The following is a 25183-nucleotide window of genomic DNA, read 5'->3' on the forward strand; positions in this document are numbered from 1 at the left end:
GATGCAAATAAATGACCGTACTAAGGGGTATTTATTAATTGCACTGGCCAGTATATTGTGGGGAACAATGGGATTGGTAGGTAAGTTATTGTTCAGCTATGAATTAAGACCCCAAGACATTACCTTTTGGAAATTACTGATTGGTTTTATCATGATGTTTGTCTATCTCTATATCAAAAAGATAGATTCAATTAAGATTGACAGATGTGGAATGTGGCAACTTGCCCTAGTGGGTTTATTTTGCCAAGCTTTATATAACTTATTTATCTTTAGTGCTATTGAAAAAACAACCATTGCCACAGCAACTATTTTACTCTATACGGCTCCCATTTTTGTCACAATTATGGCTAGAATTTTTTATAAGGAACGACTGACCTCATATAAGGTCGTGGCACTTTTATTTTGCATACTAGGATGTTATTTAACCATAACCGGTGGAAGCCTAGGGGCAATCAAATTAGATACTGAAGGAATGATGCTGGGATTAGGAGCAGGATTCACTTATGCATTGACGACCATCACCTCAAGAGCGCTATTGAAGCGTTATAGTCAATGGACGATTCTGTTATATATTTTTGGATTTGGAGCACTATTTTCACTTTTATTTGCCAATCCAACTACGGTATTTCAGTTTGGTTTCAATCTTAACATATGGTTGGGGCTATTTATACTTGGTCTGGTTCCTACTACATTGGCCTATGGATTATATATAACGGGATTATCCTATGAGGTGGAATCCTCAAAGGCAGGAATTATTACGACATTGGAAGTGGTGGTAGCGGTCCTCGCCTCCTATGTTTTTTTGGGTGAGGTTATTTTAGGATGGAAGTTAATTGGCGTCATCATGGTGCTATGTTCGGTGATTATTGTTCAGTCAGATCAGTATTTGACTGGAAAAATAGAAGCAATAAAAGCAAAATCAATAGCGTCAAAAACATCGATGTAATTGCAATCAAGTGTATTTCAGTGAAGCTCAAGAAAGAGGGAGGAGAAAATATGGCAGAAATGATTATTGAAAAAGATGATACGGTGTTTTATGTGACAGAGCCTAAGGATCTTGAGGAAATTATTGAGATTGAAAAGGTTCAATACGATTCGGAAAATAGGAGATTTGTTTATTTATGGCCAATGGAGAGACACTTAGAGTCAATTGATTGTAAAGATGAGTTACATATGACAATTAAACACAAAGAAACCCAAGAAGTTATAGGATATGTTATTTTATCAGGTTTAACTGAGGAACATGATGTCATTGAATTTGATCGAATTGCCTTAAAGATACAAGGTAAAGGATATGGCAGAAAAAGTGTTCAACTAATAAAAAGTCTCTGTTTTGAAAAGCTTGGTTGTAACCGACTATGGTTAGACGTTTTTGATTATAATACAAAGGCATTTGAATTATATAAATCCGAAGATTTTATTCACGAGGGAACATTGCGACAATGTAAGAAGTACAATGGAAAGTATCATGCCATGCATTTGATGTCCATGCTGCGAGAAGAATACTTCGCTTAAAATCATAAATAAAAAAGGATATGTGTTTTTCTTTTGGAAAACACATATCCTTTTCTTGCTGTGAGCGTAGTCACCATGAGCCAATTTTACTTAAAGCCTTCCATTAATTTCTCGAACTCATCCTTGGAAATCGTAAGATCCAAGTCTACTAGGGGAAGGGCATCTTCACTTTGTAATCGTTCCTGATAGGAAGGTCGGTTTTGCTGATAGATAATTCCTGTACAGAGACCATCTGTTTCAATCAGTTGGTCCATTGCACCTTGATATTGACTAGGGTCATAGTGATCATGATCATCCAAATTAACTAGGTTTTCACGATACCATTGATAGGTATTGTTTTTGTTAAAGGTGACACAAGGGCTAAAGACATTAACCAATGAAAAACCATCATGGGCGATTGCTTTAGTAATCAGTTCAACTAACTGATCTGGAAATGCAGAAAAACCTTGTGCTAAGAAAGAAGCGCCTGCAGACATGGCTGTAATGCCAGGTTTTAGTGGGGCATGTATGGAACCTCGAGGCGTACTTTTAGTCTGGAATCCCTCGTCACTTAGGGGAGATGTATGGCCCTTTGTTAAACCATATACTTGATTATTCAGTACAATATAGGTCATATTAATGTTTCGTCGGATGGCATGGAGTGTATGATTAGCACCTATTGCAAACCCGTCGCCATCACCACCAGCTGCAATGACAACTAAATTTTTATTAGCCATTTTGATCCCTTGGGCAATTGGAAGGGATCTTCCGTGTATGCCGTGAAAGCCGTAACAGTTTAAATAACCACTCAATCGACCAGAACAACCAATTCCTGTGATAACAGCAAAATTCTCAAAGGGAATGCTAAGATTGGAAGCCGTAACCTGTAGAGCACGCAAAATTGAAAAGTGACCACAGCCAGGGCACCATGTGGGAGATACTTGATTGCTATATTCCTTCATTGAGGATGTCATTATGCTTCACCTCCTATTTTATCACGCAAGCTTTCTAGGGTAAAAGGACTGCCATCGTATTTAAGAAACTGATCAATCTTATGATGATAGCCAATCTCTTGTTTGATGATAGCTGCCAGTTGGCCTTCATAATTATTTTCTACGATGACGACACGATCATATTTTTCAAAGACTTCGAGTAATTGTTTGCGAGGAAGTGGACGAATCATTGTAATGGCGCCATAATCTACTTGATTACCACAGGATTCAACTGCTTCCTTGACAATGCCAAAGTTAGAGCCCATGGTGAGAAATAATGTGCTTCTTCTGTTGTTATGTATTATTTTAATCTCTGATCCCAATGAGAGGGGTGCTGTTTTTCCCATACGTTTTTCCATCATTTTTTTTCGGTTTTTTTCATTGTCATTGGGTATACCATTTTCACTATGTTCTACACCTGTCACATGATGTGAACCATTTTTCATGCCTGGAATACTACGGGGAGATATGCCGTTCTCAGTAAAGGCAAAACGTTTGAAATCATTTGTTTCTGTGTGATTTAATGTATCCATGGTGACCATGGCTCCCCGTTGGATGACAACTTGATCATAATCTAAGGGGTCTACCGTTTGTGGAGAGAGACTTAAGGATAAATCAGAGAGAACAATCACTGGACATTGATACTCTTCTGCTAAGTTAAAGGCACGGATGGTATCATAAAAGCATTCCTCTACAGTGGAAGGTGCCAGGATAATACTAGGATATTCACCGTGACCACCATAATATAATGTAAACAGATCACTTTGTTCATGTTTAGTGGGTAATCCTGTGCTAGGGCCAACACGCTGACAAGCTACAACAACGATAGGCACCTCTGTCATTCCAGCTAAACTAATGCCTTCCAGCATGAGGGATAGACCAGGACCGGAAGAGGCAGTCATACTACGAACACCGGCATAGGAGGCACCGATGGCCATTGTCACAGCAGAAATTTCATCCTCTACCTGAATCATGACGCCACCATACTGAGGTAGCACACTGCCGAGATACTCCATAATTTCAGATGCTGGAGTGATTGGGTAAGCAGGGATAAATCGACATCCTGCCATGAGTGCACCCAGGGCAATTGCCTCATTTCCAATCATAAGAGGTCGGGAAGTCGGAACTGGTTTGGACCCTAGGGAGTGTTTATGCTGATCGATGACATCACTCTTATATCCAAAGGAATTTGATAATACCTTAAGATTTTTTTCTACAACTTGTTTTCCTTTTTTATCATAACGCTCTTTGATTGAAGGAATTAAATCATCCTCTGAAATCCCGAGTAATTGGCCAATAAAACCAATGGTACAGGTGTTTTTCATTAATAAAGCCCCTGACTCCTTGGCGATCTGGGTAATGGGAACAGGAACATAGGTGAGGGAAGAATTTTTAGAAAAGGAAGGGGCGAGGTCTGCATCATACAACAAAATACCACCTTCTTTTAATTGATTCTCATAGAGACTGATGGTCTCTAGATCTAAGGCGAATAGACTATCAACGCTATCTTGAGTACAGAGCTGTTTTTTTGTACTGATACTGATTTTAAAGCTTGTATTACCACCTTTAATTCTAGAAGAAAACCTTCTTGAACCATAGGTGTAAAACCCCAAAGAGGAGAGGCTTCTCATGAGATTTAACCCAGTACTCACAACGCCCTCTCCTTGAATTCCACCTATTAAAAGAGTATAACTCTCTGGCATCGTATTCACTCCTATTCTGTATAACATACTATATTCGATATATTGCTACTACTCTCCTCTTATTATAAAGAGAACAGACACTGTATCTTTAAATAAATTCCATTGCAATTCAGCGGGAAAAAATATCCCTGGGAATTAAGTCTCATTTCACTTCTACCTTAATGGGTAAAACTTTAATTACCTTATTGGAAATTAAGTTTCATTTTAATAATAAGCATTGACAATATAATGAAGTTAGATTACAATGGGAAAAATTAAAGGGTGGTAATCTGCAGGAGCGGTTTCTTATTTGCAAAATCTAGTATTTTTGTTAAAATTGATTATAATAAGGTAATAAGAATTTTATCTTGATAAAGGATGGTGTATTATAATGGCTATAAATGGCGAAAAAATTATTTTCAGCGGAGCACAGCCAACAGGAAGTTTAACTTTAGGAAATTATATTGGAGCGATTCAAAACTGGAAGGCCTTAGAGCAAGACTATCAATGTTTATATTCTATCGTAGATTTACACTCATTAACAGTTAAACATGATGCAGAAGCTTTTCGAAAGCAGAACCTATCCTTCTTAGTGCAGTATTTAGCTTGCGGATTGGATCCTGAAAAAAATATTATATTCTTTCAATCCCATGTGCCACAGCATTCAGAATTAGCATGGGTACTAGGCTGTAACACATACATGGGTGAATTAAACCGAATGACACAATTTAAAGAAAAATCCCAGAAGCATCAAAATAATATTAACGCTGGATTATATACTTATCCAGTATTAATGGCGGCGGACATCCTGATATATCAAACAGACGTTGTTCCTGTGGGAGAGGATCAAAAACAGCATTTAGAGCTGGCTAGAGATATTGCCATTCGTTTCAATAATGCCCATGGAGAGACATTTATCGTACCAGAGGGACATATCCCTAAAGTGGGTGCTAAAATCATGAGTCTTCAAGAACCGGATAAAAAAATGTCCAAGTCCGATGAAAACCTGAATTCAACTATTTTCCTAATGGATTCAGAGGATGTGCTACTTAAGAAGCTGAAACGGTCCGTAACAGACAGTGAAAATCGAGTGAGCTACAATGATGAACAACCAGGTATAAAGAATTTAATGACCATTTATTCAAAATTAACTGGAGAGTCAATTGAGGAAATCCAAGCAAAATATGAAGGAAAAGGATATGGAATCTTTAAAAAGGAAGTTGCTGAAGTGGTTGTGGAAAGTATTCGACCATTTAAAGAAAAGTATGAAGCATATATGAATAATTTAGACTATGTAGAGAAAATCTATCAGAGTGGAGCAGAAAGAGCCACAGAAATTGCAGAGATAACAATGAAAGAGGTACGAAACAAAATAGGATTAATGCCAAAGTAAAAAAATGCCACTTATTAAAATCTCTTAATATCATCAAACTAAAGCGAGGCTTATTTCATAAGGATGTTTATTCTCACTGAAATGTAGCTGGATTTGATGATAGGAGAGGTGAGAAAAATGAGAAGGCAAAAGTCACCAGTGATACCAGAAGCGAGAGAAGCCTTACTGTCTTTCAAGGAAGAAATCGCACAAGAGCTAGGACTAGAAAATCAAACGAAGGCTGGCTATGTGGGTGGTCACATGGTGAAAAAAATGGTAGAAGAAGCAGAAAAATCTTTAACGCATTTAGGGAGGTCCTAGGGTAAACCTAGGACCTTTTTTAAATGTTAAAAGGATAACTTATTAGCTATGCCATTGACTATTTAGAGTGGAAGAGGTATTATTTTAGTAAGTGATTTTACTGAAATTAAAGGAAGTGGCGAAGGTGAGATCCTCAACAAAAGGAATTGTTATTATCTTATTTGTTTTATTCGGAATAATGATCGGGGTTCAAGTGTCTTCTCGAATGAATCCAATAAATGAAGAATATGGGCTTTCCTATAATCTTGATCATGGCGTTCAAGAAGTAACGGATTTAATAAAAGCCAATGAAGATATGGAACGAAGAATTTATGAATTGAAAACTACGGTAGAGGAATATGAGGAAGAAAGTACTGAGGAGAGTATTGTATTAAAGCAACTCCGAATTGAAGTGGACCAACACCGTTTACTGGCAGGACACACTGATGTAGAAGGACCTGGTATGATCATCACAATTGAAGGACCCAGTGATGAGAATATTGCAGTATTTGTTCAACAAAGGAAGTACCTATTGAATTTAATTAATGAACTTAAAGTCTTCGGGGGCGAAGTGATTTCCATTAACAATCAACGGATCACTAAACGGAGTGAAGTAACCCTTGCGGGTAATCATATCAATGTAAACACAATACCCATAGCACCACCCTATGTAATTCGGGTTATTGGAAACACAAGAGAGTTTAATCGGTATATAGATTACCGTACAGTACTATTTGAATCAATGGTAGCCGATGGTCTTAAATACACCATCACATTTGAGGAACAGCTTAGTATTTCAAAAATTAAAAGAGAAAAGCCCATTCGTTTCTTAACGCCAATTGAAGGTGAGTAATTAAATATGACAAACAAAAACAACAAACCCTAATCACTAGGGTTTGTTGTTTTTGTTTGTTGAGTAAAAATCTACCATATTGTCACTAAAACATTAGCAAATTTCTTTAAATAAAACAGACGGTTTAAATGAGTTAATAGACTCTTCATTTTGTTCGAAAACAAATAGATTGGTTTCTTCTTTTTGATAAGCATCGATTTCCTGTATGGTAGGACTCATTATGGAAAACAATAAAATCAAAAGCATTAAAAAAGTTTTCATCTTACACCCTCCTATATAGACAAGAGAAAATATTAATTCATTCTTGTCATACTATATTTTTTGCATTATAGGAGAAAATATCAGTGCAATTAATGGGAAGTTTTTCAGTTATTCACTTTTAACAAAAACACGAAACAATGTTCTTAATAGTAGATAAAAGATCATAACGATAACAGCGCCTAATAAGAATGTTAATGGCGGTAGATCACGTGTTCTAGCAATAATTAGATAAGCTGCCACCACTAATGATGAAAGATAGGTTTCGTGGTTCTTTAACGTATCGATTACTTTTCTTTGGATAAGGATCCTATCAATTATTGTGAAAATAAATAGGGTTTTAATCCATTCCATGATTAAAAATACACTGGTGTTCATTAATTCCATTTAGATCACTCCTGTAAAGTCTAATAATACATATCTATTGTATAATAAAAAATCAATAAAAGCATCTTTTACATTATAAAAGAAGGTGGAATCATGTTATCAACCCAAGAAGTAGCAGGACGTTTATTGCTAGCAGTAGTACTAGGAGGATTGATTGGGGTTGAGAGAGAAAGTGTTCGAAGAGGAGCAGGTTTTCGAACACATATTTTAGTTTGTATCGGTTCAACTTTAGTCATGCTTATTTCTATATTCATATTTGAAACCTATCGGCATCAGGCCAATTTAGATCCAGCTCGGTTGGGTGCCCAGGTAATTAGTGGGATTGGTTTTTTAGGAGCAGGAACAATTATTAAAGAAGGATTTTCAATAAAAGGATTGACCACAGCCGCTAGTTTATGGGCCATTGCATCAATCGGATTGGCTTTAGGGATTGGCTTTTATAGTGGTGCCATTATGAGTACATTGATTATTTACATTGCATTAAAAGTATTTCCAATGCTGGAATGGTTAATTCCGGACCAGAGAAAATACCTAGCTATTGAATTACTTTTAATTAATCAACCAGGACAAATTGGAAAAATCACAGATTTATTAGGCAAGAATGGGATTTCAATCACTAACATTTCAATGGATATGGATACAGATGAAAGTGAAACTGCTATATTGACGTTACAATTGAAGAAAAATACTTTTCAAAGTAAAGAAGATGTGGTAAAACTGTTGAGTGATAATCGAGAAATTAAAGGATTGAAAATCCTGTAGGATGGGCTATCGGTGGATTTTTAAGAAAAAAAATGGTATAGTATTACTATATTTAAGTAGATAGAGGTGGATTAATGCGTGTTCGACATATACCAGGTGCAAAAGAGCAATTAAAGGAGTATGAATTTTATATACAAGATCCCAGTCAGTATCAAAATCAATGGCATCTTTATTTTCAAAATCAGCATCCAATTCATTTAGAAGTTGGTTTAGGAAAAGGACAGTTTTTAACGACTCTTGCTAAAGTACATAAAAACATTAACTATTTAGGATTAGAGAAGTCACAAGAAGTACTTTTACAGGCATTAAAGAAGCTTGATAGACAAGTCTCCAGGCAAGAATTGAGTAATATGGGACTTTTTCACTACAATGCTTTGGATTTGAATGAAGTGTTTGGAGAAGGGAATATTGAAAAAATTTATTTGAATTTTAGTGATCCTTGGCCTAAAGAAAGACATAAAAAGAGGAGACTGACTCATCAAGGATTTTTGAAGATTTATAGAGGATTATTAAGTGAACAAGGAGAAATCCAGATTAAGACTGATAACAAAGCATTATTTGAATTTTCATTGCAGCAACTTAAGGAAGAAAATTTTCACTTTGTCCAAGTGATTTATAATCTTCATAATGATGGGATAAAGGATCCTTTCATGACAGAGTACGAAGAGAAATTTGTAAAGGCTGGAAAAACAATTTACAAGTGCATTGCTACAGTTTAACCTAAGCTACTGTAGCATTTTTAATTGATACTCCACTTCTGAAACTAAAGATTTCACTGAATCAAAAGCAAAGGGAGATGAAAGTAAAAATCCCTTCAGTAAATCAAACTCATGATTAAGCTGCTGAATTTGTAATTGAGGAGGATGGGATCTCTCTATTTTTACTTTAAGTTCTTGTAGTCTCGTTAATGCTTCTAAGCTGTTCATAATACTCGCTCCTTTAGAACACTATATCTAATTCTCCAAATAAATTCGACTACAATGTAGCGTGAATAAAAATCTCGTTTACATTAAGTGTCATTTACATCATATAATATATAATGCGCCAGTGTATTACAAAATAACCAATTCATTATTAAAAATTTGTTATACTTTTTTATGTTATAAAAGGGGGGTCTGGGAACATGCTTACTCAAAACAATGCTGCAAGGCTTTATGAAAAAATTTCCAAGGGATTTTTGCTAAAAACCCAGCAGAAAGCTTTGAAACATTTTGCACCCATGACACTTATTCCTAAGAACCATTTTTATGATTTAGATGTATGGAGAGAGAAGGATGACGTCACTTCACACTTAAGTGGACTAGACGAAAATGGAGAAGTGGCCATTTATATTATATATCATGAAGAAGGAGAACTGGAGTGGATATTAGAGGAGCTAGTCTGTGACTTGAGTTGGAATGAAAAAGAAGTATTTTTTGAAATGAAAACAAAAGAAAAAACCTCTAAAATCATTTTTTCCTTGCATGATTTAGAGGGAGTCTATAGTTTAATTAAATTAGCCTTACAGCGAGAAATATATATTTATTATATGCTAAATAGTCAACAAAAGTTTTGTTACCTTGGTTATCAGAAACTAACACTACAAAAAGAATTAAGAAATAGTATTATCAATGATGCAAGAACAGTTTTTTTGAGTGATTTAAGATAAAGAGAGTAAAGACCTATCTCGGTTAAGGCTTAGAAGTTCGGTCTTGTACTCCTAAGATCATATGGATTTAACGACACACAGGAGTTACATAAGCTAGAGGATATAAAATAATGCTAATTCAATTAGGCTGATCAATAGTAAATGGGTGATTCCCCAATAGATGTGGTCAAGTCCCATTTCGTCCTTGGTTTCTTTTACATCCTTCAATACATCAGTTACATTAGAGTAGTCTACTAAACGAGTCGTTTTTCTTAGGTTGATAGGAGAAAAGAGTGAAAAAACGCCAAAGGTGATGAGAAGGGCTCCAACAATATAATTTGTATTGAAAATTGTTTTTAATAAATCAGAGTCACTTCGTAAATACCCTGTGACTAAACCAACTATTGAAGCTAATAGGATGGTACCCATAGAGAGTTTAAAAGCTAATTTTATTTGTCTAAGGATATTGTATCGATTCATATAATCATCCCTCGCTTCTATTCTATTTTTTATACGTTCTCTAAATCCAGTTTGTTTTAACCTCGTTTCACCAGTATAATTTATTTTTTGTAAAATAACAATCCCCTATCTATCTAGAAAGGGGATTTTATAACAGGACACAAACTAGATATAATAGCAGGTACTAAGGGTAGTTGTAAAGGCTTAATGCAAAGGGGCTTTGTGTTGGATTTCATAGTGATTTTGTTATATAATGGATTAGGTTGAAATATTTGAAACTTTAATAGAACTAATAAAGAATAAAGTATAGATTTTTAGTTTTGATAAAGAATATTCAAAAGAACAAAAGGAAAAGGGGAGAGAAATGAACATATTTATCTTCATCAAAATCATTGCAACGTTGTTTTTTGGAATCAACATTGTCCACCCAAGCTTTATGTGGTATTTGGCTGAATCTCAAGGGAGACAATATCCTGAACCAACCCCCAAAGAAAAAAGAATGATTCGGATCGTGTCTGTTATTTCTCTAGTCTTTGTTTGGATGGTTTTACCCCAATAAACACCTCATAGCGGGTGTTTTGCTTCTTTGTGCCTAAAGTACTTCGTAACCATAAAACAGATAAAATCGTAAGCAAACCCATGGATAAAGGAGCGTGACCATATGAGGGGGAAAAATACAAATTTAGACTTACTCAATGGTAAAATTGGAATTACTTTTATTCGATTAGCATTACCAATTTTATTAGCCATGATGATGCAAACATTATTTAATATAGTCGATACTTATTTTGTGTCTAGACTTGGAACCGATGCCATTGCCGCCATGGGATTAACCTTTCCAGTATTTATGCTGAGCATTTCTCTTGGAGCAGGAATATCTGTGGGGGTGAGTTCCTTAGTTGCCAGAAGCATCGGTGAAGGGGAAACAGAAAAAAGCAACTTAGCAGCTACCAATGGGTTGCTCTTGTCTATTGCAATCGGTATGTTTTTTCTCATTATGGGCCTCATAGGTATTAATCCCTTGTTGCGTTTTATGGGGGCTGAGGAGAACGTATTTCAAATGTCAAAGCAGTATATTATCATTATTATTATTGCAATGCCAATTAAATTCCTTTTTCATGCCATTGATGGCATCTTTCGGGGAGAAGGGAAAACCAAGCTTTCCATGGCGGTCTTGCTGAGTAGCTCAGTCATGAATATCATATTAGATCCACTACTAATTTTTGGTATCGGACCCTTTCCCCAAATGGGAATCGCAGGTGCAGCCGTAGCTACAGCAATATCATGGACAAGCGGTTTACTTCTAGGGATTTCATTCATTTTAAAAGGAAAAAGTAGCATTGAAATCAAGAAAAAATATATTACGTATAAGTGGAAGTTAATCATAGGTATTTTAAAGGTAGGATTACCATCCTCTGTTGCCCAAGGGGCCATTGCCTTTACTATGGTTTTTGTGAATAAATTTGCCATGGAATTTTCCGAGGAAGCTGTAGCAGCCTACGCTTTAGGATTCCGTATTGATACCATAACAATTTTACCTGGTGTCGCCTTAGGAGCCGCAACCATTGCGATGCTAGGACAAAATTTTGGTGCTAAAAGATTTGACCGAGTTCAGGAAATTCATCAAAAGGCAACCATTTACGCCATGTCTATTATGGCAGGGCTGGCTGTCCTTGTTTTTGTCTTTCCGAGACCACTACTCATGATATTTTTAAGTGAGGCAGAAGGGAATGCAGCAGAGGTACTGAGGCATGGGACAAGCTATTTGCGTATTATGGCCTTGAGCTATACTTTTATTGGTATGGGAATGGTTGCGAATTCATCATTTCAAGCCATTGGAAAAGGCCTACCAACATTCATCACAACGGCTATTCGCTTTTTTGTCCTAGCCATTCCCTTGAGCTATACATTAGCGTATCTTGTTAACATGGAAATCACTGGGATCTGGATAGGATTAGCTGCATCTAATGTATTCTTTGGTATTGTTTCAAAAGTGTGGTTTAAAGCACATTTTATTCAAAAATATAGAATGGATTCAGGGGATGTGAAATTAAGGGACGGAGAATTTGAAAATTAATCACCAAGAAAAAAGACTATTTCACGAAGATGCGTGAGATAGTCTTTTGAAATTTTATCAAGTTTGCTGAAGTATTTTCTAAATAAGAGTCGATTATCTAAAGTCTTCTAAAAATCTTTCCGCTTTCTTCGGATCCAAAGTTCGATTCACCAGTGGAGAACCGTCTCTTAATGTTGCAACTCTATCAATATAGGTTTCTTTTTCCTCTTGATAAATAATACCCATGGGGATCCCTTCATTCCACTCATAGGATTTCTGGAAAGCTGCCATTTTGTTAGTGACATCATAGCCTTCATCTAAATGATAGACACGTTCCTTATACCATTGATAGGTATTGACTTTATTGAAAACCACGCAAGGCTGTAAAATATCCACAAGGGCATAGCCTTTATGCTGAATGGCTGCCTTCATAATTGGAACAAGATGATCTTTGTCCCCAGCAAAGCTTCGTGCAACAAAGGTACAACCTAAGCTAATGGCAAAGGCTAAAGGATTGAGTGGGTTGACAACCACTCCCCCTGTTTGTATACTCGTTGTTTGTCCCTGGGCAGTTGTAGGAGAAGCTTGCCCCTTTGTTAATCCATATATCTGATTGTCGTGGACAAAATGTGTGATATCTACATTTCGACGAATATTGTGGAGTAGGTGGTTTCCACCTTCACCATAGGAATCTCCATCTCCAGAATTAATAATAACCGTTAATTCTTTGTTGGCAATTTTAGCCCCTACAGCTGGAGGAATCGCACGACCATGAAGGCCATTAAACCCATTTACATTGATGTAATGAGGGGTCTTGGCTGCTTGCCCAATTCCTGAAGCAATGACTACCTCATGGGGTTCCTTACCAAGCTCTGCTAAGGCCTGCTTCAAAGCTTCTAGTATACCGTGGTTACCACAACCGGGGCACCATGCTTTTTCATCATGTGATTCGAAAACCTTTTTATCAATCATCTATAGTACCTCCTTTATGACTCTATTGGTAATTTCTTGACCACTTAACTGTCTACCATCAAATTTAAGAATACTGTGACTACATTGAATACCTGTTTCTTGTCGAATGAGCCGGGCTAATTGGCCTGTATAGTTTTGCTCTACATTTATAATGCGCTTTGATTGAGATGCATATTTTTCAAGCTCTTTTGTTGGCAATGGCCATAGATCACCAAATACCAAGGCACCTACAGCATGACCTGCTGCTTCAAGATTTCCAATGGCCTCCTTCATAGGTCCCTCAATCGATCCCCATGCCAGAAAAAGGGTTTCAGGATTTGTAACCCCATAATAATCAGGCTCCTGTAGCACCTCATTTTTAATTAAATTCATACGTTTCATACGTTTATTCATCATATCAACACGAACTTCAGCTGATTCGGTAATATGGCTGTATTCGTCATGCTCATCACTATCAACTAAAACAATCTGACCCGCAACCTTTCCGGGGATGAGTCTTGGAGAAATGCCATTTTCAGTTAGCTTATAGCGCTTATAAACTTCATCATCACCTAGGGAGCCACCATCATCAATATGTCTCTCGATAGTGAGTTTGTCAAAATCGAAGGGTTTAATGGTTTGGGTATAATCAGCTAAATATTGATCACTCATTAAGATCACAAGCATCTGGTATTGGTCGGCAATGTTTAGGGCTCGTACCGTTTGGTAAAAAGCATCCTCTGGATTGCGGACAGCAATCACCATTCTTGGAATCTCCCCATGGGATGCGGTTAAAATAAAGCTTAGGTCACTTTGCTCCGTGCGGGTAGGTAAACCTGTGGCAGGACCGGGACGTTGAACGTTAATCACAACAAGTGGGGTCTCGGTAATGGCTGCCAAACCAAGGGCCTCAGTCATAAGGGAGAAACCACCACCAGAAGTACCGGTCATTGCCCGAACACCTGCATAGGAAGCACCAAGGGCCATATTAATCGCTGCAATTTCATCCTCTACCTGTTCCACAACGATTTCAGCTTCCTGCTGTTTTTTAGCTAGATAAGACATGACACTGGTGGAGGGCGTCATGGGATAGGCAGAATAGAAAGTCACCCCTCCCGCTAAAGCGCCCAATGCAATGGCTTCATTTCCACTGATTAAAATATGCTGATCCTTTTGGGGAGCCTCTAGACTGACTTGAGAATCTAATAAATCATAGCCTTTTTCTAAGGCTAATAAGTTCTGTTCTAAAACTTGGTCCTCAAAGAACTGCTGAAGTAATTCTTTTGATTCCTTGAGACTCAAATTAAATACCTTTAATACAGCACCTAAGGTAACTGTGGTAAACACTTTAGGATTGCCGGCGTCTTTAGCTGTACTTTGGAGAGGCAAAGCAATAATGTTACCCTGTGCTTTGGCAACATTTTCATTGCACAAAATTTTACCTTCTTTACGTAGTCGTGGGGAATGCAAATCGATAGTTGCTTTATCAAAGGCAATAATAAAATCTAATGTATCACCGTGTGAGGTAATAGGCTCTGTACCGAATCGAATTTGAATAAAATTATGACCGCCTCGAACCCGAGACATATAGTCTTTATTGGTAAAAATATGATAGCCTTTTCGCTTAAGTGTTTTCTCTAGCATAGCAGATAAGGTGTCCATCCCTTGACCAGCTGATCCGCCAATTAGTAAATTATACTTCATGTTAAAACCTCCTTCAGAATATTCTAATTCACCAGATATAAGGGGAAGTCAAATCCTTACTTGGTTCACGAGAATTGATTGCTCTAATCCATATATACCCTGATTCTAAAATGTAATCAGTAAAATAATAAACCTGTATACAATAAACCGCACTAAAATTAGCGGTTTTACGTCATACTCCTTGATTTAAAACGTATGTTCGGAGTATAATGAAATAGTGACTAACCTAGTGATGAATCTGGAAATCAAGGATTTATGATAAGTAATTGAATTTGAACAAAGGAGGAGGGACATATATGTTAGGGAGGACCCATGTTGCATTAGGATTAATGACGTCTTTGGGGATCGCCGTATTACTAGGAAATCCTTTTATGGTAGAGTCCTTCAATACCATAGCGCTTTTAGTTGCGGTGGGAGGTGCTTTGTTACCGGATTTAGATATGGGAACCTCTTCATTGGCAGGAAAGTTTGGTTTATTAAAGGCAAAGCATATCAAAAAGATTTGGATAGCTATATTAACAACTTTATCCATAGGAACTCTATTTTTTTTAAAGGATACACCCATTTTTTATGGGATTGCATTGATTTTGTTTTTAGGATTTATTTTTGCCAAACAATTTGCTCAAAAGGGATATTATATGATGCGAAATTTTGTACAAAGCATGACTGCCATCACAGTGATGATTGGCGCCTATTATTATGAACACTATCCCTTGATTTGGATTGGTGTTATCCTAATGATACTGCTTTTGGTTAAGCATAGAAGTTTTTCACATTCCATTCTATTCTTGATTGGCTGTACCTTGGTAGTGAGACAAATTAGTTTTTTCTATGGAGATATCGATTATAGTTTGATATTTGGAGTCAGTATGGGTTCTCATTTATTGGGAGATATGTTAACGAAAGCAGGAATTGGTTTGTTCATTCCCATAACCCACAAAAGAATCAAATTTCCCTTCACCATTAAAACAGGTGGATGGGTAGAAAATATTGTTTTTATGGGTGCATTTTTAGTGATTTTTCAAATCATAAGAGAAATTGCGTTTTGAGCTTTTACGTAACGCCGATGATTTTTAAGAGCATCACACTAAAAATAGAACCTAAAATCACATAGAGAATATGCAATTTGAAATAGGCTAAAATAGCTGCCATGATGCCACCGATTAGACCTAGTAAAGGAACTTGGGGGTCTACGGATAAGACCCCTGGGAAAATTAAAGCGCCCAAGGCTGCATAGGGAATGGTTTTTAGCCAACGATTGATAAAAGGCGAAAGGGATAGATAGTCCATTATAAAAGAAGGTAAAATTCTGGGAACAATTGTTACAATTGACATCCCACTTATAATCCAAAATAATTCCATAGCTTCATTCCTCCAATGTTAAAAATGAACCGATAAAACTACCTATCAAGGTAGCAAATACAATAGCCCAACCAGAACCTAAAAAAAGACTGAAAAACCAACAGAACAAGCCACTTGCTGCTGCTACGATGCCAACTTTCCATTGATCCGTAATAGCCGGGACTAAAAGTGCAATGAACATTGCATAAAGTGCAATAGACATGCTGTCACTAATCATCGCAGGGATGAACATACCTAGTAAGCCTCCGAAGAATGTTCCAATTACCCAGGAAATATAAGAACCTAACATGATGCCGAGGGTCATATGGTGGCTAATTGGCTGATCCTCCTGTTTACTCAATAAAGAAATCATGGCAAAGGTTTCATCGGTAACCCCTAAGGAAAGTGGTGTTTTCCAGGATTTTGGAAGGGTATTTAGGGTTTTCATTAAAGAAAAACTCATAATGAAATGTCTAAAGTTCAAGATAAAAGTGGCAATAATGAGTTCTATACCTAAAGCGCCCATCATAAGCATATTTGCAGCCATGAATTGGCTGGCCCCGGCATAGACAACCAGTGACATGAAAGTCATATGAAATAGAGAAAGACCTGATTGAGAGGCGATGACACCAAATGAAATGGCAATTGGAAAATAACCAATGATAATAGGTAAGGCTTTTTTGAATCCTGTTTTGAAGTCATCAAGTGCATTGATGCTTTTAGGATGAAGGTTTTGGGATATATCTATTGTTTTATTAATTCTATTCATATAAAGTCCTCCAAAGATCAATTTATGGTGAATGACATCTCGCCTTATAGAGAAATACCAGTAAAGCCATAATAGAATTAAATCATAAAATTGCAAGGAGCACAATAATTGTTTATAATGTAACTAGTATAATACAGGCAAGCAACTCTACATGGATTATCTATAGTAGGCATCTGGTGGAAAATAACCACTGGAAATTGAACATCATACTATCTGGTTATTTTATTAGAAATGACTTGATTTAGAAAGGGGTAGTTCTATGATTACAACAATTCTTTTTGATTTAGATGGCACATTGCTCCCATTAGATATGGAGGCATTCACAAAAAAATATTTTAAAGAGCTGGGGATTAAGCTAAAGGATTATTTTACAGCCGAGGAGCTGACGGAGAAGATCTGGGCATCAAGCAAGTATATGATTGGGAATGTTGATCCTGCCAAAACAAATGAAGAGGCCTTTTTTGAAAAATTTGCTCAATTGATTATTTGGGATACGGAGGAATTGAGTCCTTTATTTAAGGAGTTTTACATAACTGATTTTGTGAAAATAAAAGAAACCACGGGGCAAAGCCAATATATAATCAAGGCCATTGAACTATTGAAACAAAAGGGATATCAATTGGTGGTAGCGACTAATCCAATGTTTCCACGTCAAGCCATTGAACATCGAATTCAATGGGCAGGCTTGAATCGAGATGATTTTGTATTTATTACAAGCTTTGAAGAAATGCACTATTGCAAACCTCAAATTCAATTTTATGAAGAAATTTTAGTGAATATAAATGAAGCGCCTTCTAACTGCATGATGATTGGCAATGATTTGGAAGAAGATATGATTGCAAAGCAATTAGGGATGACAACATATTTGATTGAAGAGCATTTAATTCAACGCTCTACGAATCTTGAAAATGTGGATTATAGGGGAAACTATGAGGCGTTTTATGAGTTTGTCAAAGGGCTACCAGCACTAAGTCAATAGGGAAAGAGACGCAAATCACTAAGCATAAAAGTTTCTTTTCTGATATAATGAGTAGATAGAACCTAAAATAGGATCAATAAGCAATACAATCCTATTGTACGTTGAAGCAATCCCAGTTGTGGTAAAACTGGTAAAGGGAGGACAATTTATGTTAGATTTAACTTTAGCCCAAAATGAATTAGCTGAGGGTGGGTATTCTTATGTTCTTGTTAAAGACGAGAAAGTGATTTCTACTTCTTGTGACAAGGGAATTCAACCTTTAATGGACATCTTGTTAGATGAAGAAAAGCAGATGCAAGGAAGTACATTAGCAGATAAAGTCATTGGAAAGGCAGCCGCTTTTCTATGCATTTTGGGTGAAGTGAAGCAAGTTTACGCTCAGGTAATTGGAGACTGTGCAAAGGATGTTTTAGAGCATCATGGAATCGAAGTAGAATATAATCGAATCGTACCCTATATTATGAATCGAGACGGTACTGATAAGTGTCCTCTGGAAAAATTGGTAGATCATGTTGAAGATCCAAGGGAAGCCTATGAAGCAATTAGAGATTTTATGACTAAAAGTGTAGGAGCCTAGGCTCCTTGTTTATATTTAAACGAGGGAAACTACCAAGGCCATAGCCGAGAAGTTTCCTTGGCGTTATGAAGCAGATGTAGCGTACTGTGAAAAGAGAGAAATAGAATCTCTCAAAAAGGTTTTTAAAAGTAGATGAGGAGGATTCAACAGGTAATGAGTGAATGTAAAAGTCGACTAGTCAAAAAGGAAAAAAAATGTCCTCTATGTCATGAACAGGGAAATAGTCTTTACTATATGGTAGTAGAAGCAATTGTAAAAGAAGAATTAATGTCACTGATAAGGAAACAATACTATTATATTTGTCATAGCAAGGATTGTGATGTCATCTTTTATAATGACGAAGAAGATCAAATTTTCTTAACACAGGACGTCAATCTGGGAGCAGATTTTCAAGCGGTAACAAAACAAGGAAGTAATCAATGTGGGAAGGGACATCATGGAAACTGTCATTCTTGCAATAATAATAATAAATGAGGTGAAGCAATGAGTGTGGAAATTGGAGTAAAACAGAATCTAGAGATTACAGAAATTGATTCCGATGGTATCCATTTGGGGGATGTGTTGTTACCCGCAAAAGAAACAGAAGAAGAGTTGTCAGTAGGAGAAATGTTAGAGGTTTTTGTGTATACTGCTGCTAAAGGAGAGCTATTGGCAAGTCTATCGGAGCCCTTTGGGCAAGTGGGCGAGTTGGCATATTTAAAAGTAACAGCCTTAACCAGCTTTGGTGCTTTTTTAGAGTGGGGAATTGAAAAGGATCTATTTTTACCCATGGGAGAGCAGACCTGTGATGTAAAGGAAGAAAGTCATTATTTAGTTAAAATCTACTTAGATAGAACCAATAGACTATGTGCCACAATGAGAGTTGACGATTATCTTCAAGCACATCCTTCCTATACCCCCGGGGAAATGGTAAAGGGGACCGTGTACGGAGAGAATGAAAGAATTGGTGTTTTTATAGCCATTGAGGATTGTTATTATGGGTTTGTTCCTAATGCCGAGAGATATAAGACATATGGTATAGGTGATCAGGATGAGTTTAGAGTCATTCGAATCCGTGAAGACGGAAGGGTAGACCTATCCAATAAACAAGTAGCCCATAAGCAGATGGACGATGATAGTGAAATGATTCTACAAGAAGCAATCAAGCAGGGTGGAAATTTGTACTTAAATGATAAAAGTGATCCTGAGATGATTATGAAAAGATTAAATATAAGTAAAAATGCTTTTAAAAGAGCCATTGGTAGATTGATAAAGGAAAAGAAAATAGAACAGAACGATAAGGGAATCAGGGTTTTAGATGAAAATAATACACTAGACTAAGTAAGGAATTGTTTTTGGAGATGTAGTGGATAATTTGGTTAAAGGAGGTAATATTGTGGAAGTGACAGGTGAACATGGGAAAATTAGAATTGCCAATGATGTAATTATGTTAATTGCCCAGGAAGCGGTGGGTGAAGTAAAAGGAATTGTTTCACTAAGTGGAGGGTTACCAGTCGGAATCACTGAAATGTTTAGCAAAAAGACCAGTAGTAAAAAAGGAGTTAAAATTCAAAATCAAGAAACACAAGTTGTCATCAACCTTGCAGTGGTAGTGGAATATGGAGTCATCATTCCAGAAGTCATTAGACTTGTTCAAGAGAAGGTTAAGAGATCAATAGAGGCAATGACCGATATTGAAGTCGGACGGGTCAACGTTTTTGTACAAGACATTAGGATTTAATCCTAGTGTCTTTTTTTTTATATAATAGGAAAGTTCTGCTTTCCTATTATATAAAAAAGCAGGGGTTGAAAGGGGAAGTATTCCCTTTCCGTAGTCAGAAGGGTGCTCAGACGACTTTGTCGTCGTCGAAGGGAAACTAGGTTTCCCTAGCGAAAGCGTCGAAGACGCTCTTTTTATATGAAGAAACATAAAACAAGTAAATGATCCAAATAGTATGAATAATTGAAATACTTCGCTATAATTGGGTATATAATTGTATATAAAAGGGGAGGAGTTAAAATGTCACAAAAAAGGATTGGGTTACGCTGGGGGATCGTGTTAGTAACAATCATTATTTGGCTGATGTATGTACAATTGAGGTGAGTAAAGAACTAACAATAAAAAGCATGTGTACTTCAAATAGATTGCTAATTAAAAAACAGGTCATTTCGACCTGTTTTTTAATTAGCAATCGTCGTACTGATCTTTGGGGTGATGGCAGTCGTCGTGGTGATCATGATGATCATCATCATGATGATCGTAGTCATAATACATCATCTTATGCTTGTAGGCCTCGGCTTTATGCATACTGGCCATATAAAGATGTGTGTAATACATTTTTTTAAAGTGATCATGTGTGTATGCATCATACTCACCTATGGGCATTGGTGGATGAGGCATGTGTCCCATCATAGGTGGTTGGTAGGGTGGCGGCATACAGTGACCTGGCATCATTGGGGGAGAACCAGGCTGCATTGCAGGCATGTGTCCCATCATAGGTGGAGCAGGATAAGGCATAAAGTGATCATCATCCATCCCTGGATACATGTGATGGCCCTTTAAATTTTCCACAAAAAAACCTCCTTAATACTCAATTAAAGTATTTAAATTATTTTACAATATTAATATATGAAAAACATAGAATTTATGAAACTTGTCTTTACATAATCGCATTAAGAATGGACTAATAAACCAGTGGTTAAACAAAAAATAGTCAAAGCACTGTTAAGAAAAACAGTGCTTTGATAAGTCATTATTTATGTGCTTCAACATACTCAACGATATTTCCGATGTTTTTAAAGCCTTCAGCTTCTTCGTCGGGAATTTCTAGTCCGAACTCATCCTCAATGGCCATGATGATTTCAACAGCATCAAGAGAATCTGCATCTAAATCATTTAATAATGATGTAGATAGTGTAATGATACTGGCATCATCGACTCCTAATTGCTCGGCAACTAAATCTCTGATTTTTTCAAATAACATATGTATTCCTCCTCATAATTAACCTTACTTAATAGTATAGGCAAAATGTCAATTTTAGAATACCACAAATTTGATGCCTTGTGTATAGAACATTTACAGATTAAAGAAAATATTTTAAAACCGCTATCATGTGAGGGTATAGGAGTGATTGTTTTGGTAATGATATAGTACTGAAAAGATAAAATAAGATGTAGTTGGTTTATTGACAGAGAGTCTTAGCACTACACCGAAGATCAATTATGGAAGGATGGGTTTGATGAGACTATATAAATGCCAAGTATGTAATTATGTACATGATGAGGAGGCACCCGAAAAATGTCCTAAATGTGGAGCCCCAAGAGAGAAATTTAATGATCTAAGTGAAGAGCAGATTACATTGGTAGAAAGATCGGTTTATTCCAATAGCCTACATATGGAACTATACACATTGTTACAACAAATGTCAGAAATTGCAGATGCGGGCATTGAAGATGATCTTGACCCTGGATGTGTTGCCATCTTCAAAAAAACAGAGATCTTCTCTGAGTTAATGAAACGTATGATTCAAGCTGAGCTAGAGATACATATGAAGAAGGGAAAATGGGGAAAAGGATAAACAGAGACATTCTGGAGCACTGTGCTTCAGAATGTTTTTTAAACTGCATTATGGGTAGACCAAATGAAAAAATTTAATAAGGGTATTTGTAAAATGGACGTTAAATCTGTGTTAAAAGATTTAACATAGATTTAACATAAACATAACATACTATTAACGAAATTCCTCGATAAAAGCAGTAAAATTGGATGGTATGTAAAATAGGTTGAGAGACATTGGGATTGAACAAAAGAGGGAGGATTTTTAATGGAAATTTTCTTTGGTGTACTTGGAGGACTTGGTTTGTTCCTTTATGGAATGCATGTCATGAGTACAGGATTACAAAAAGCAGCAGGAGACAAGTTAAAATCAATTATTGGGATGTTAACCAGTAATCGTTCTATGGGTGTACTTGTAGGAGCCGGTGTCACTGCCATTGTACAAAGCAGTAGTGCCTCGACAGTTATGGTAATCGGATTTGTTAATGCCGGAATGATGAAGCTGACTCAGGCTGTCGGTGTGATCATGGGAGCAAACATCGGGACAACCATCACTGCTCAGATTATTAGTTTTAAAATTGAAAAATATGCACCCCTCATTGTGGGAATTGCCGTTGTCATATGGTTATTTACTAATAATCGCAAAGTAAAACAACTAGCAGAAGCTTTTATTGGGTTTGGAATTTTATTTATTGGAATGCAAATGATGGGAGATTCATTGAGACCATTAAGGGAATATGAAGGATTTAGAACCCTACTAGTTAGCTTTGGGGAAACGCCTTTCTTAGGAATATTAGCTGGATTTGCGATCACAGTGGCAGTACAAAGTAGTACCGCCTCAACGGGAATATTACTTGCTTTATCCCTGGAAGGATTAATTCCGATTTCATCAGGATTACCTATTTTGTTTGGTATTAATATTGGAACAACAGTAACTGCAATTTTATCAAGTATAGGGGCTAATCGTACCGCCAAGAGAGCAGCGGCTTTTCACTTTCTATTTAATATATTCGGAACATTAATCTTTATTTTTGCACTACAATATCCACTTCTTCACATTGTGACGCGGTTAAATCCTGGAACATCAGCCTATGATGTCACAAGACAAATCGCCAATGCACACACTATCTTTAATATTGCAAATACCTTGATTCTTTTACCCTTTGCAGGAATTTTAGTTACTTTAGCTAAAAAAATGATACCTGGAGAGGAAGAGGGAAGCCAAGGGATTAAATATATAGACGATCGTATTTTAGAAACACCATCAATTGCATTGGCGAGTTCGATTAAAGAGACATTGCATATGGGAAGAGTAGCCAGAAATTCATTGACCAATGCATTAGAAGGTTTCTATGAAAGAAATCAAAGTAAGATTGATGAAAGCTTTAACATTGAGAAAAATGTCAATGAGATTGATAGAGAGCTTTCTGATTATTTAGTCAAACTATCAAATACCAATGTTTCCGTAGAAAACCGTGAAACAGTAGATGGTCTTTTCAATACAATCAATGACATTGAACGAGTCGGGGACCATGCTGAAAACCTAGCTGAACTCGCCCAGTATAGATTAGATAATCAGTTGGACTTTTCGGATTATGCAATAGAAGAACTAAAGAATATGTCAGATATAGTTGTTAAAGCTTACGAAGATTCCCTAACATCCATGAAGGAGTTAAATGGAAGTCTAGCCATGAAGGTAATTGAAGCGGAAGGACAGATAGATCACTTAGAAAAGACATTGAGAGCCAATCATATTGGAAGACTCAATGCACGACAATGCATACCGGGATCTGGTGTTGTATTTCTTGATATCATTAGCAACCTGGAAAGAATAGGGGACCATTCATCAAATATCGCCATGGCAGTATTAGATAGGGTAAAGGCAAACAGATAAAATGGATTCAAATTCATAAATGCGTCTGACATTATGGCAACAACTTGTAGGCCACTGAATCTCCAACTTCTTTTGTTAATAATTTCCAATGTTTAAATAAAAACTATGTTTTCCTTTGAAATAAGGAAGATGTAGTTTTTTTCTTATATTACCTTAAAAAGGTTGAAGAATGACGTGATAAAAGGAAACAATATAAGAGGGTTTCATTTTGTAAATTAAATTGAATAAGACTGAATTGCGAGGGTGAAATTAAGTGGAAATTGGCAACCCGAAGGAGAAAGAGAATATTTGTTGCCTGAAAGGTTAAAATAAAAACAGTTCATTTGGAAGGGGCCTGTTATGGAAAAGATGGAAAATGTAGAGTTAATCATCATTGGTGGAGGAGAAGATAAAAAAGCTGATCAAGAGATTCTAAAAGAAGTTGTACATTCAGCAGGCGGGGAGAGTGCTAAAATCGCCATCGTCACCACTGCTACAAACTATCCTTTAGAAGTTGGAGAGGAATACCGTAAAATATTTTATGACTTAGGAGTCGATGAAGTTCAAACCATAAATATTACAAACAGGAAGGATGCAAACCGTAAACAGACAATAAAAGTCCTAGAGGGAGTAGATTGTATTTTTTTTGTTGGTGGAGATCAACTGAGGATTTCAAGTATATTAGGTGGAACAGAAGTCCATAATTATATGAAGAAGGCAATTAAAAATGGTGTTGTAATTGCTGGAACCAGTGCAGGTGCATCCATGATGAGTGAAATTATGGTGGTAGAAGGAGCTGATGAAGAAGCCCCTAGAAAGTGCACATTAAAAATGGCCCCAGGAATGGGACTCTTAGAAGGGGCTATTATTGACCAGCATTTTAATCAAAGAGGAAGAATTGGTAGGTTACTGGCAGCTGTAGCTCAGAATCCTCACATATTGGGATTAGGGATTGATGAAGATACAGCTATTACAGTGAATGATCAAAGAGAGATCAGTGTCATCGGATCAGGTGTGGTGACAGTCGTTGATGGACTGCAAGTCAATTATACAAACATATCAGAAAAGTATCCAGATGAACCATTGGCAATTACCAATGTCAAGGTAGATATTCTACCCTCAGGATATGGTTATCATATAGGAAATAGAAGGGCAATTATAAGGGAAAATACTCAGTAAAAATACTGATTCAGTTCAGCTTCATATATTGA

31 protein-coding genes are annotated in these 25183 nt (G+C 36.6%); 19 read left to right on the forward strand and 12 right to left on the reverse strand.

From position 1 onward, the window contains the following. The first annotated feature begins 1 nt into the window (after window position 1). Window positions 2-946 carry a DMT family transporter gene (locus AMET_RS05900; protein ID WP_012062445.1) on the forward strand — a complete coding sequence of 315 codons (945 nt, stop codon included), beginning with the start codon at window positions 2-4 and terminating at the stop codon, window positions 944-946. Window positions 947-996: 50 nt separating this feature from the next. Then, window positions 997-1515 (forward strand): GNAT family N-acetyltransferase, encoded by a 519-nt coding sequence (locus AMET_RS05905; RefSeq protein WP_049765205.1) that lies wholly within the window; start codon window positions 997-999, stop codon window positions 1513-1515. A gap of 86 nt (window positions 1516-1601) precedes the next feature. Here the strand turns inward: AMET_RS05905 and AMET_RS05910 are convergent, their stop codons facing one another. Next, window positions 1602-2468, reverse strand: coding sequence for a 2-oxoacid:ferredoxin oxidoreductase subunit beta (locus tag AMET_RS05910; protein ID WP_012062447.1), 867 nt, complete (start codon window positions 2466-2468; stop codon window positions 1602-1604). Then, window positions 2468-4189, reverse strand: coding sequence for a 2-oxoacid:acceptor oxidoreductase subunit alpha (locus AMET_RS05915; protein WP_012062448.1), 1722 nt, complete (start codon window positions 4187-4189; stop codon window positions 2468-2470). The genes AMET_RS05910 and AMET_RS05915 overlap by 1 nt, the downstream gene beginning before the upstream one ends. A 370-nt stretch (window positions 4190-4559) precedes the next feature. Here AMET_RS05915 and trpS point away from each other — a divergent pair, with 370 nt between their 5' ends. The 3 genes from trpS to AMET_RS05930 all read left to right on the forward strand — a co-directional run bounded on the left by trpS (window position 4560) and on the right by AMET_RS05930 (window position 6693). Beyond that, window positions 4560-5561 (forward strand): tryptophan--tRNA ligase, encoded by a 1002-nt coding sequence (gene trpS / locus AMET_RS05920; protein ID WP_012062449.1) that lies wholly within the window; start codon window positions 4560-4562, stop codon window positions 5559-5561. Between the two features lie 117 nt (window positions 5562-5678). Then, window positions 5679-5861 (forward strand): alpha/beta-type small acid-soluble spore protein, encoded by a 183-nt coding sequence (locus AMET_RS05925; protein ID WP_012062450.1) that lies wholly within the window; start codon window positions 5679-5681, stop codon window positions 5859-5861. Between the two features lie 91 nt (window positions 5862-5952). Continuing rightward, the gene (locus tag AMET_RS05930; protein WP_041720418.1) at window positions 5953-6693 is read left to right on the forward strand and encodes a DUF881 domain-containing protein; all 741 of its coding nucleotides are present in this window, start codon (window positions 5953-5955) and stop codon (window positions 6691-6693) included. A gap of 93 nt (window positions 6694-6786) precedes the next feature. Here AMET_RS05930 and AMET_RS25605 read toward each other — a convergent pair whose 3' ends face one another. Both AMET_RS25605 and AMET_RS05935 read right to left on the reverse strand, forming a co-directional pair. Next, window positions 6787-6954, reverse strand: coding sequence for a hypothetical protein (locus tag AMET_RS25605; RefSeq protein ID WP_012062452.1), 168 nt, complete (start codon window positions 6952-6954; stop codon window positions 6787-6789). 108 nt (window positions 6955-7062) lie between these two features. Next, on the reverse strand, window positions 7063-7338 hold the full coding sequence (locus AMET_RS05935) for a hypothetical protein (RefSeq protein WP_012062453.1): 276 nt from the start codon (window positions 7336-7338) through the stop codon (window positions 7063-7065). 93 nt (window positions 7339-7431) lie between these two features. Here AMET_RS05935 and AMET_RS05940 point away from each other — a divergent pair, with 93 nt between their 5' ends. Together AMET_RS05940 and trmB are read left to right on the forward strand one after the other, a co-directional pair. Then, window positions 7432-8100 carry an MgtC/SapB family protein gene (locus AMET_RS05940; RefSeq protein ID WP_012062454.1) on the forward strand — a complete coding sequence of 223 codons (669 nt, stop codon included), beginning with the start codon at window positions 7432-7434 and terminating at the stop codon, window positions 8098-8100. Between the two features lie 74 nt (window positions 8101-8174). Continuing rightward, a complete protein-coding gene (trmB, locus tag AMET_RS05945; RefSeq protein WP_012062455.1) occupies window positions 8175-8819 on the forward strand; it encodes a tRNA (guanosine(46)-N7)-methyltransferase TrmB in 645 nt (214 codons plus the stop codon). Between the two features lie 6 nt (window positions 8820-8825). On the opposite strand, the gene AMET_RS05950 is transcribed toward trmB, so the two are convergent. Then, on the reverse strand, window positions 8826-9026 hold the full coding sequence (locus AMET_RS05950) for a hypothetical protein (protein WP_012062456.1): 201 nt from the start codon (window positions 9024-9026) through the stop codon (window positions 8826-8828). A gap of 197 nt (window positions 9027-9223) precedes the next feature. Here AMET_RS05950 and AMET_RS05955 point away from each other — a divergent pair, with 197 nt between their 5' ends. After that, complete coding sequence (locus AMET_RS05955) at window positions 9224-9748, forward strand: hypothetical protein (protein ID WP_012062457.1); 525 nt, start codon at window positions 9224-9226, stop codon at window positions 9746-9748. Between the two features lie 93 nt (window positions 9749-9841). Here the strand turns inward: AMET_RS05955 and AMET_RS05960 are convergent, their stop codons facing one another. Further along, the gene (locus tag AMET_RS05960; protein WP_012062458.1) at window positions 9842-10207 is read right to left on the reverse strand and encodes a hypothetical protein; all 366 of its coding nucleotides are present in this window, start codon (window positions 10205-10207) and stop codon (window positions 9842-9844) included. A 343-nt stretch (window positions 10208-10550) separates the two neighbouring features. Between AMET_RS05960 and AMET_RS05965 the strand changes: the two genes are divergently transcribed. Next, window positions 10551-10745 carry a hypothetical protein gene (locus AMET_RS05965; RefSeq protein ID WP_012062459.1) on the forward strand — a complete coding sequence of 65 codons (195 nt, stop codon included), beginning with the start codon at window positions 10551-10553 and terminating at the stop codon, window positions 10743-10745. 102 nt (window positions 10746-10847) lie between these two features. After that, window positions 10848-12263: an MATE family efflux transporter gene (locus tag AMET_RS05970; RefSeq protein ID WP_012062460.1), complete on the forward strand. Its 1416-nt coding sequence runs from the start codon at window positions 10848-10850 to the stop codon at window positions 12261-12263. Window positions 12264-12356: 93 nt separating this feature from the next. Here AMET_RS05970 and AMET_RS05975 read toward each other — a convergent pair whose 3' ends face one another. Together AMET_RS05975 and AMET_RS05980 are read right to left on the reverse strand one after the other, a co-directional pair. Further along, window positions 12357-13214, reverse strand: a complete 858-nt coding sequence (locus tag AMET_RS05975) for a 2-oxoacid:ferredoxin oxidoreductase subunit beta (protein WP_012062461.1) — start codon at window positions 13212-13214, stop codon at window positions 12357-12359. Then, window positions 13215-14897 (reverse strand): 2-oxoacid:acceptor oxidoreductase subunit alpha, encoded by a 1683-nt coding sequence (locus AMET_RS05980; RefSeq protein ID WP_012062462.1) that lies wholly within the window; start codon window positions 14895-14897, stop codon window positions 13215-13217. A 296-nt stretch (window positions 14898-15193) separates the two neighbouring features. Between AMET_RS05980 and AMET_RS05985 the strand changes: the two genes are divergently transcribed. Then, the gene (locus tag AMET_RS05985; RefSeq protein WP_012062463.1) at window positions 15194-15946 is read left to right on the forward strand and encodes a metal-dependent hydrolase; all 753 of its coding nucleotides are present in this window, start codon (window positions 15194-15196) and stop codon (window positions 15944-15946) included. 4 nt (window positions 15947-15950) lie between these two features. Here the strand turns inward: AMET_RS05985 and AMET_RS05990 are convergent, their stop codons facing one another. Both AMET_RS05990 and AMET_RS05995 read right to left on the reverse strand, forming a co-directional pair. After that, on the reverse strand, window positions 15951-16259 hold the full coding sequence (locus AMET_RS05990) for an AzlD domain-containing protein (RefSeq protein WP_012062464.1): 309 nt from the start codon (window positions 16257-16259) through the stop codon (window positions 15951-15953). 4 nt (window positions 16260-16263) lie between these two features. Continuing rightward, the gene (locus AMET_RS05995) at window positions 16264-17007 is read right to left on the reverse strand and encodes an AzlC family ABC transporter permease (RefSeq protein WP_012062465.1); all 744 of its coding nucleotides are present in this window, start codon (window positions 17005-17007) and stop codon (window positions 16264-16266) included. 259 nt (window positions 17008-17266) lie between these two features. Between AMET_RS05995 and AMET_RS06000 the strand changes: the two genes are divergently transcribed. The 5 genes from AMET_RS06000 (at window position 17267) to AMET_RS06020 (ending at window position 20283) form a co-directional block, all read left to right on the forward strand. Then, on the forward strand, window positions 17267-17986 hold the full coding sequence (locus tag AMET_RS06000) for an HAD family hydrolase (RefSeq protein ID WP_012062466.1): 720 nt from the start codon (window positions 17267-17269) through the stop codon (window positions 17984-17986). Between the two features lie 148 nt (window positions 17987-18134). Further along, window positions 18135-18563, forward strand: a complete 429-nt coding sequence (locus AMET_RS06005) for a DUF1893 domain-containing protein (RefSeq protein ID WP_012062467.1) — start codon at window positions 18135-18137, stop codon at window positions 18561-18563. A gap of 153 nt (window positions 18564-18716) precedes the next feature. Next, complete coding sequence (locus AMET_RS06010; protein WP_012062468.1) at window positions 18717-19037, forward strand: hypothetical protein; 321 nt, start codon at window positions 18717-18719, stop codon at window positions 19035-19037. Between the two features lie 9 nt (window positions 19038-19046). Beyond that, the gene (locus AMET_RS06015; RefSeq protein WP_012062469.1) at window positions 19047-19883 is read left to right on the forward strand and encodes a CvfB family protein; all 837 of its coding nucleotides are present in this window, start codon (window positions 19047-19049) and stop codon (window positions 19881-19883) included. 55 nt (window positions 19884-19938) lie between these two features. Beyond that, complete coding sequence (locus AMET_RS06020; RefSeq protein WP_049765210.1) at window positions 19939-20283, forward strand: Asp23/Gls24 family envelope stress response protein; 345 nt, start codon at window positions 19939-19941, stop codon at window positions 20281-20283. A 444-nt stretch (window positions 20284-20727) separates the two neighbouring features. Here the strand turns inward: AMET_RS06020 and AMET_RS06025 are convergent, their stop codons facing one another. Continuing rightward, window positions 20728-21114, reverse strand: a complete 387-nt coding sequence (locus AMET_RS06025) for a hypothetical protein (protein ID WP_012062471.1) — start codon at window positions 21112-21114, stop codon at window positions 20728-20730. Between the two features lie 181 nt (window positions 21115-21295). Continuing rightward, a complete protein-coding gene (gene acpP, locus AMET_RS06030) occupies window positions 21296-21526 on the reverse strand; it encodes an acyl carrier protein (protein WP_012062472.1) in 231 nt (76 codons plus the stop codon). 256 nt (window positions 21527-21782) lie between these two features. On the opposite strand from acpP, the gene AMET_RS06035 reads away from it, so the two are divergent. From AMET_RS06035 to AMET_RS06045, 3 genes are all read left to right on the forward strand, one after another. Continuing rightward, entirely contained in the window at window positions 21783-22121 is a 339-nt protein-coding gene (locus AMET_RS06035; RefSeq protein ID WP_012062473.1) for a rubredoxin-like domain-containing protein, read from the forward strand. Between the two features lie 246 nt (window positions 22122-22367). Then, entirely contained in the window at window positions 22368-23993 is a 1626-nt protein-coding gene (locus AMET_RS06040; RefSeq protein ID WP_012062474.1) for a Na/Pi cotransporter family protein, read from the forward strand. Window positions 23994-24332: 339 nt separating this feature from the next. Continuing rightward, the gene (locus tag AMET_RS06045; protein WP_012062475.1) at window positions 24333-25151 is read left to right on the forward strand and encodes a cyanophycinase; all 819 of its coding nucleotides are present in this window, start codon (window positions 24333-24335) and stop codon (window positions 25149-25151) included. Window positions 25152-25183: the final 32 nt, after the last annotated feature.

It is taken from the genome of Alkaliphilus metalliredigens QYMF, assembly GCF_000016985.1.
Taxonomy (GTDB): domain Bacteria; phylum Bacillota; class Clostridia; order Peptostreptococcales; family Natronincolaceae; genus Alkaliphilus_A; species Alkaliphilus_A metalliredigens.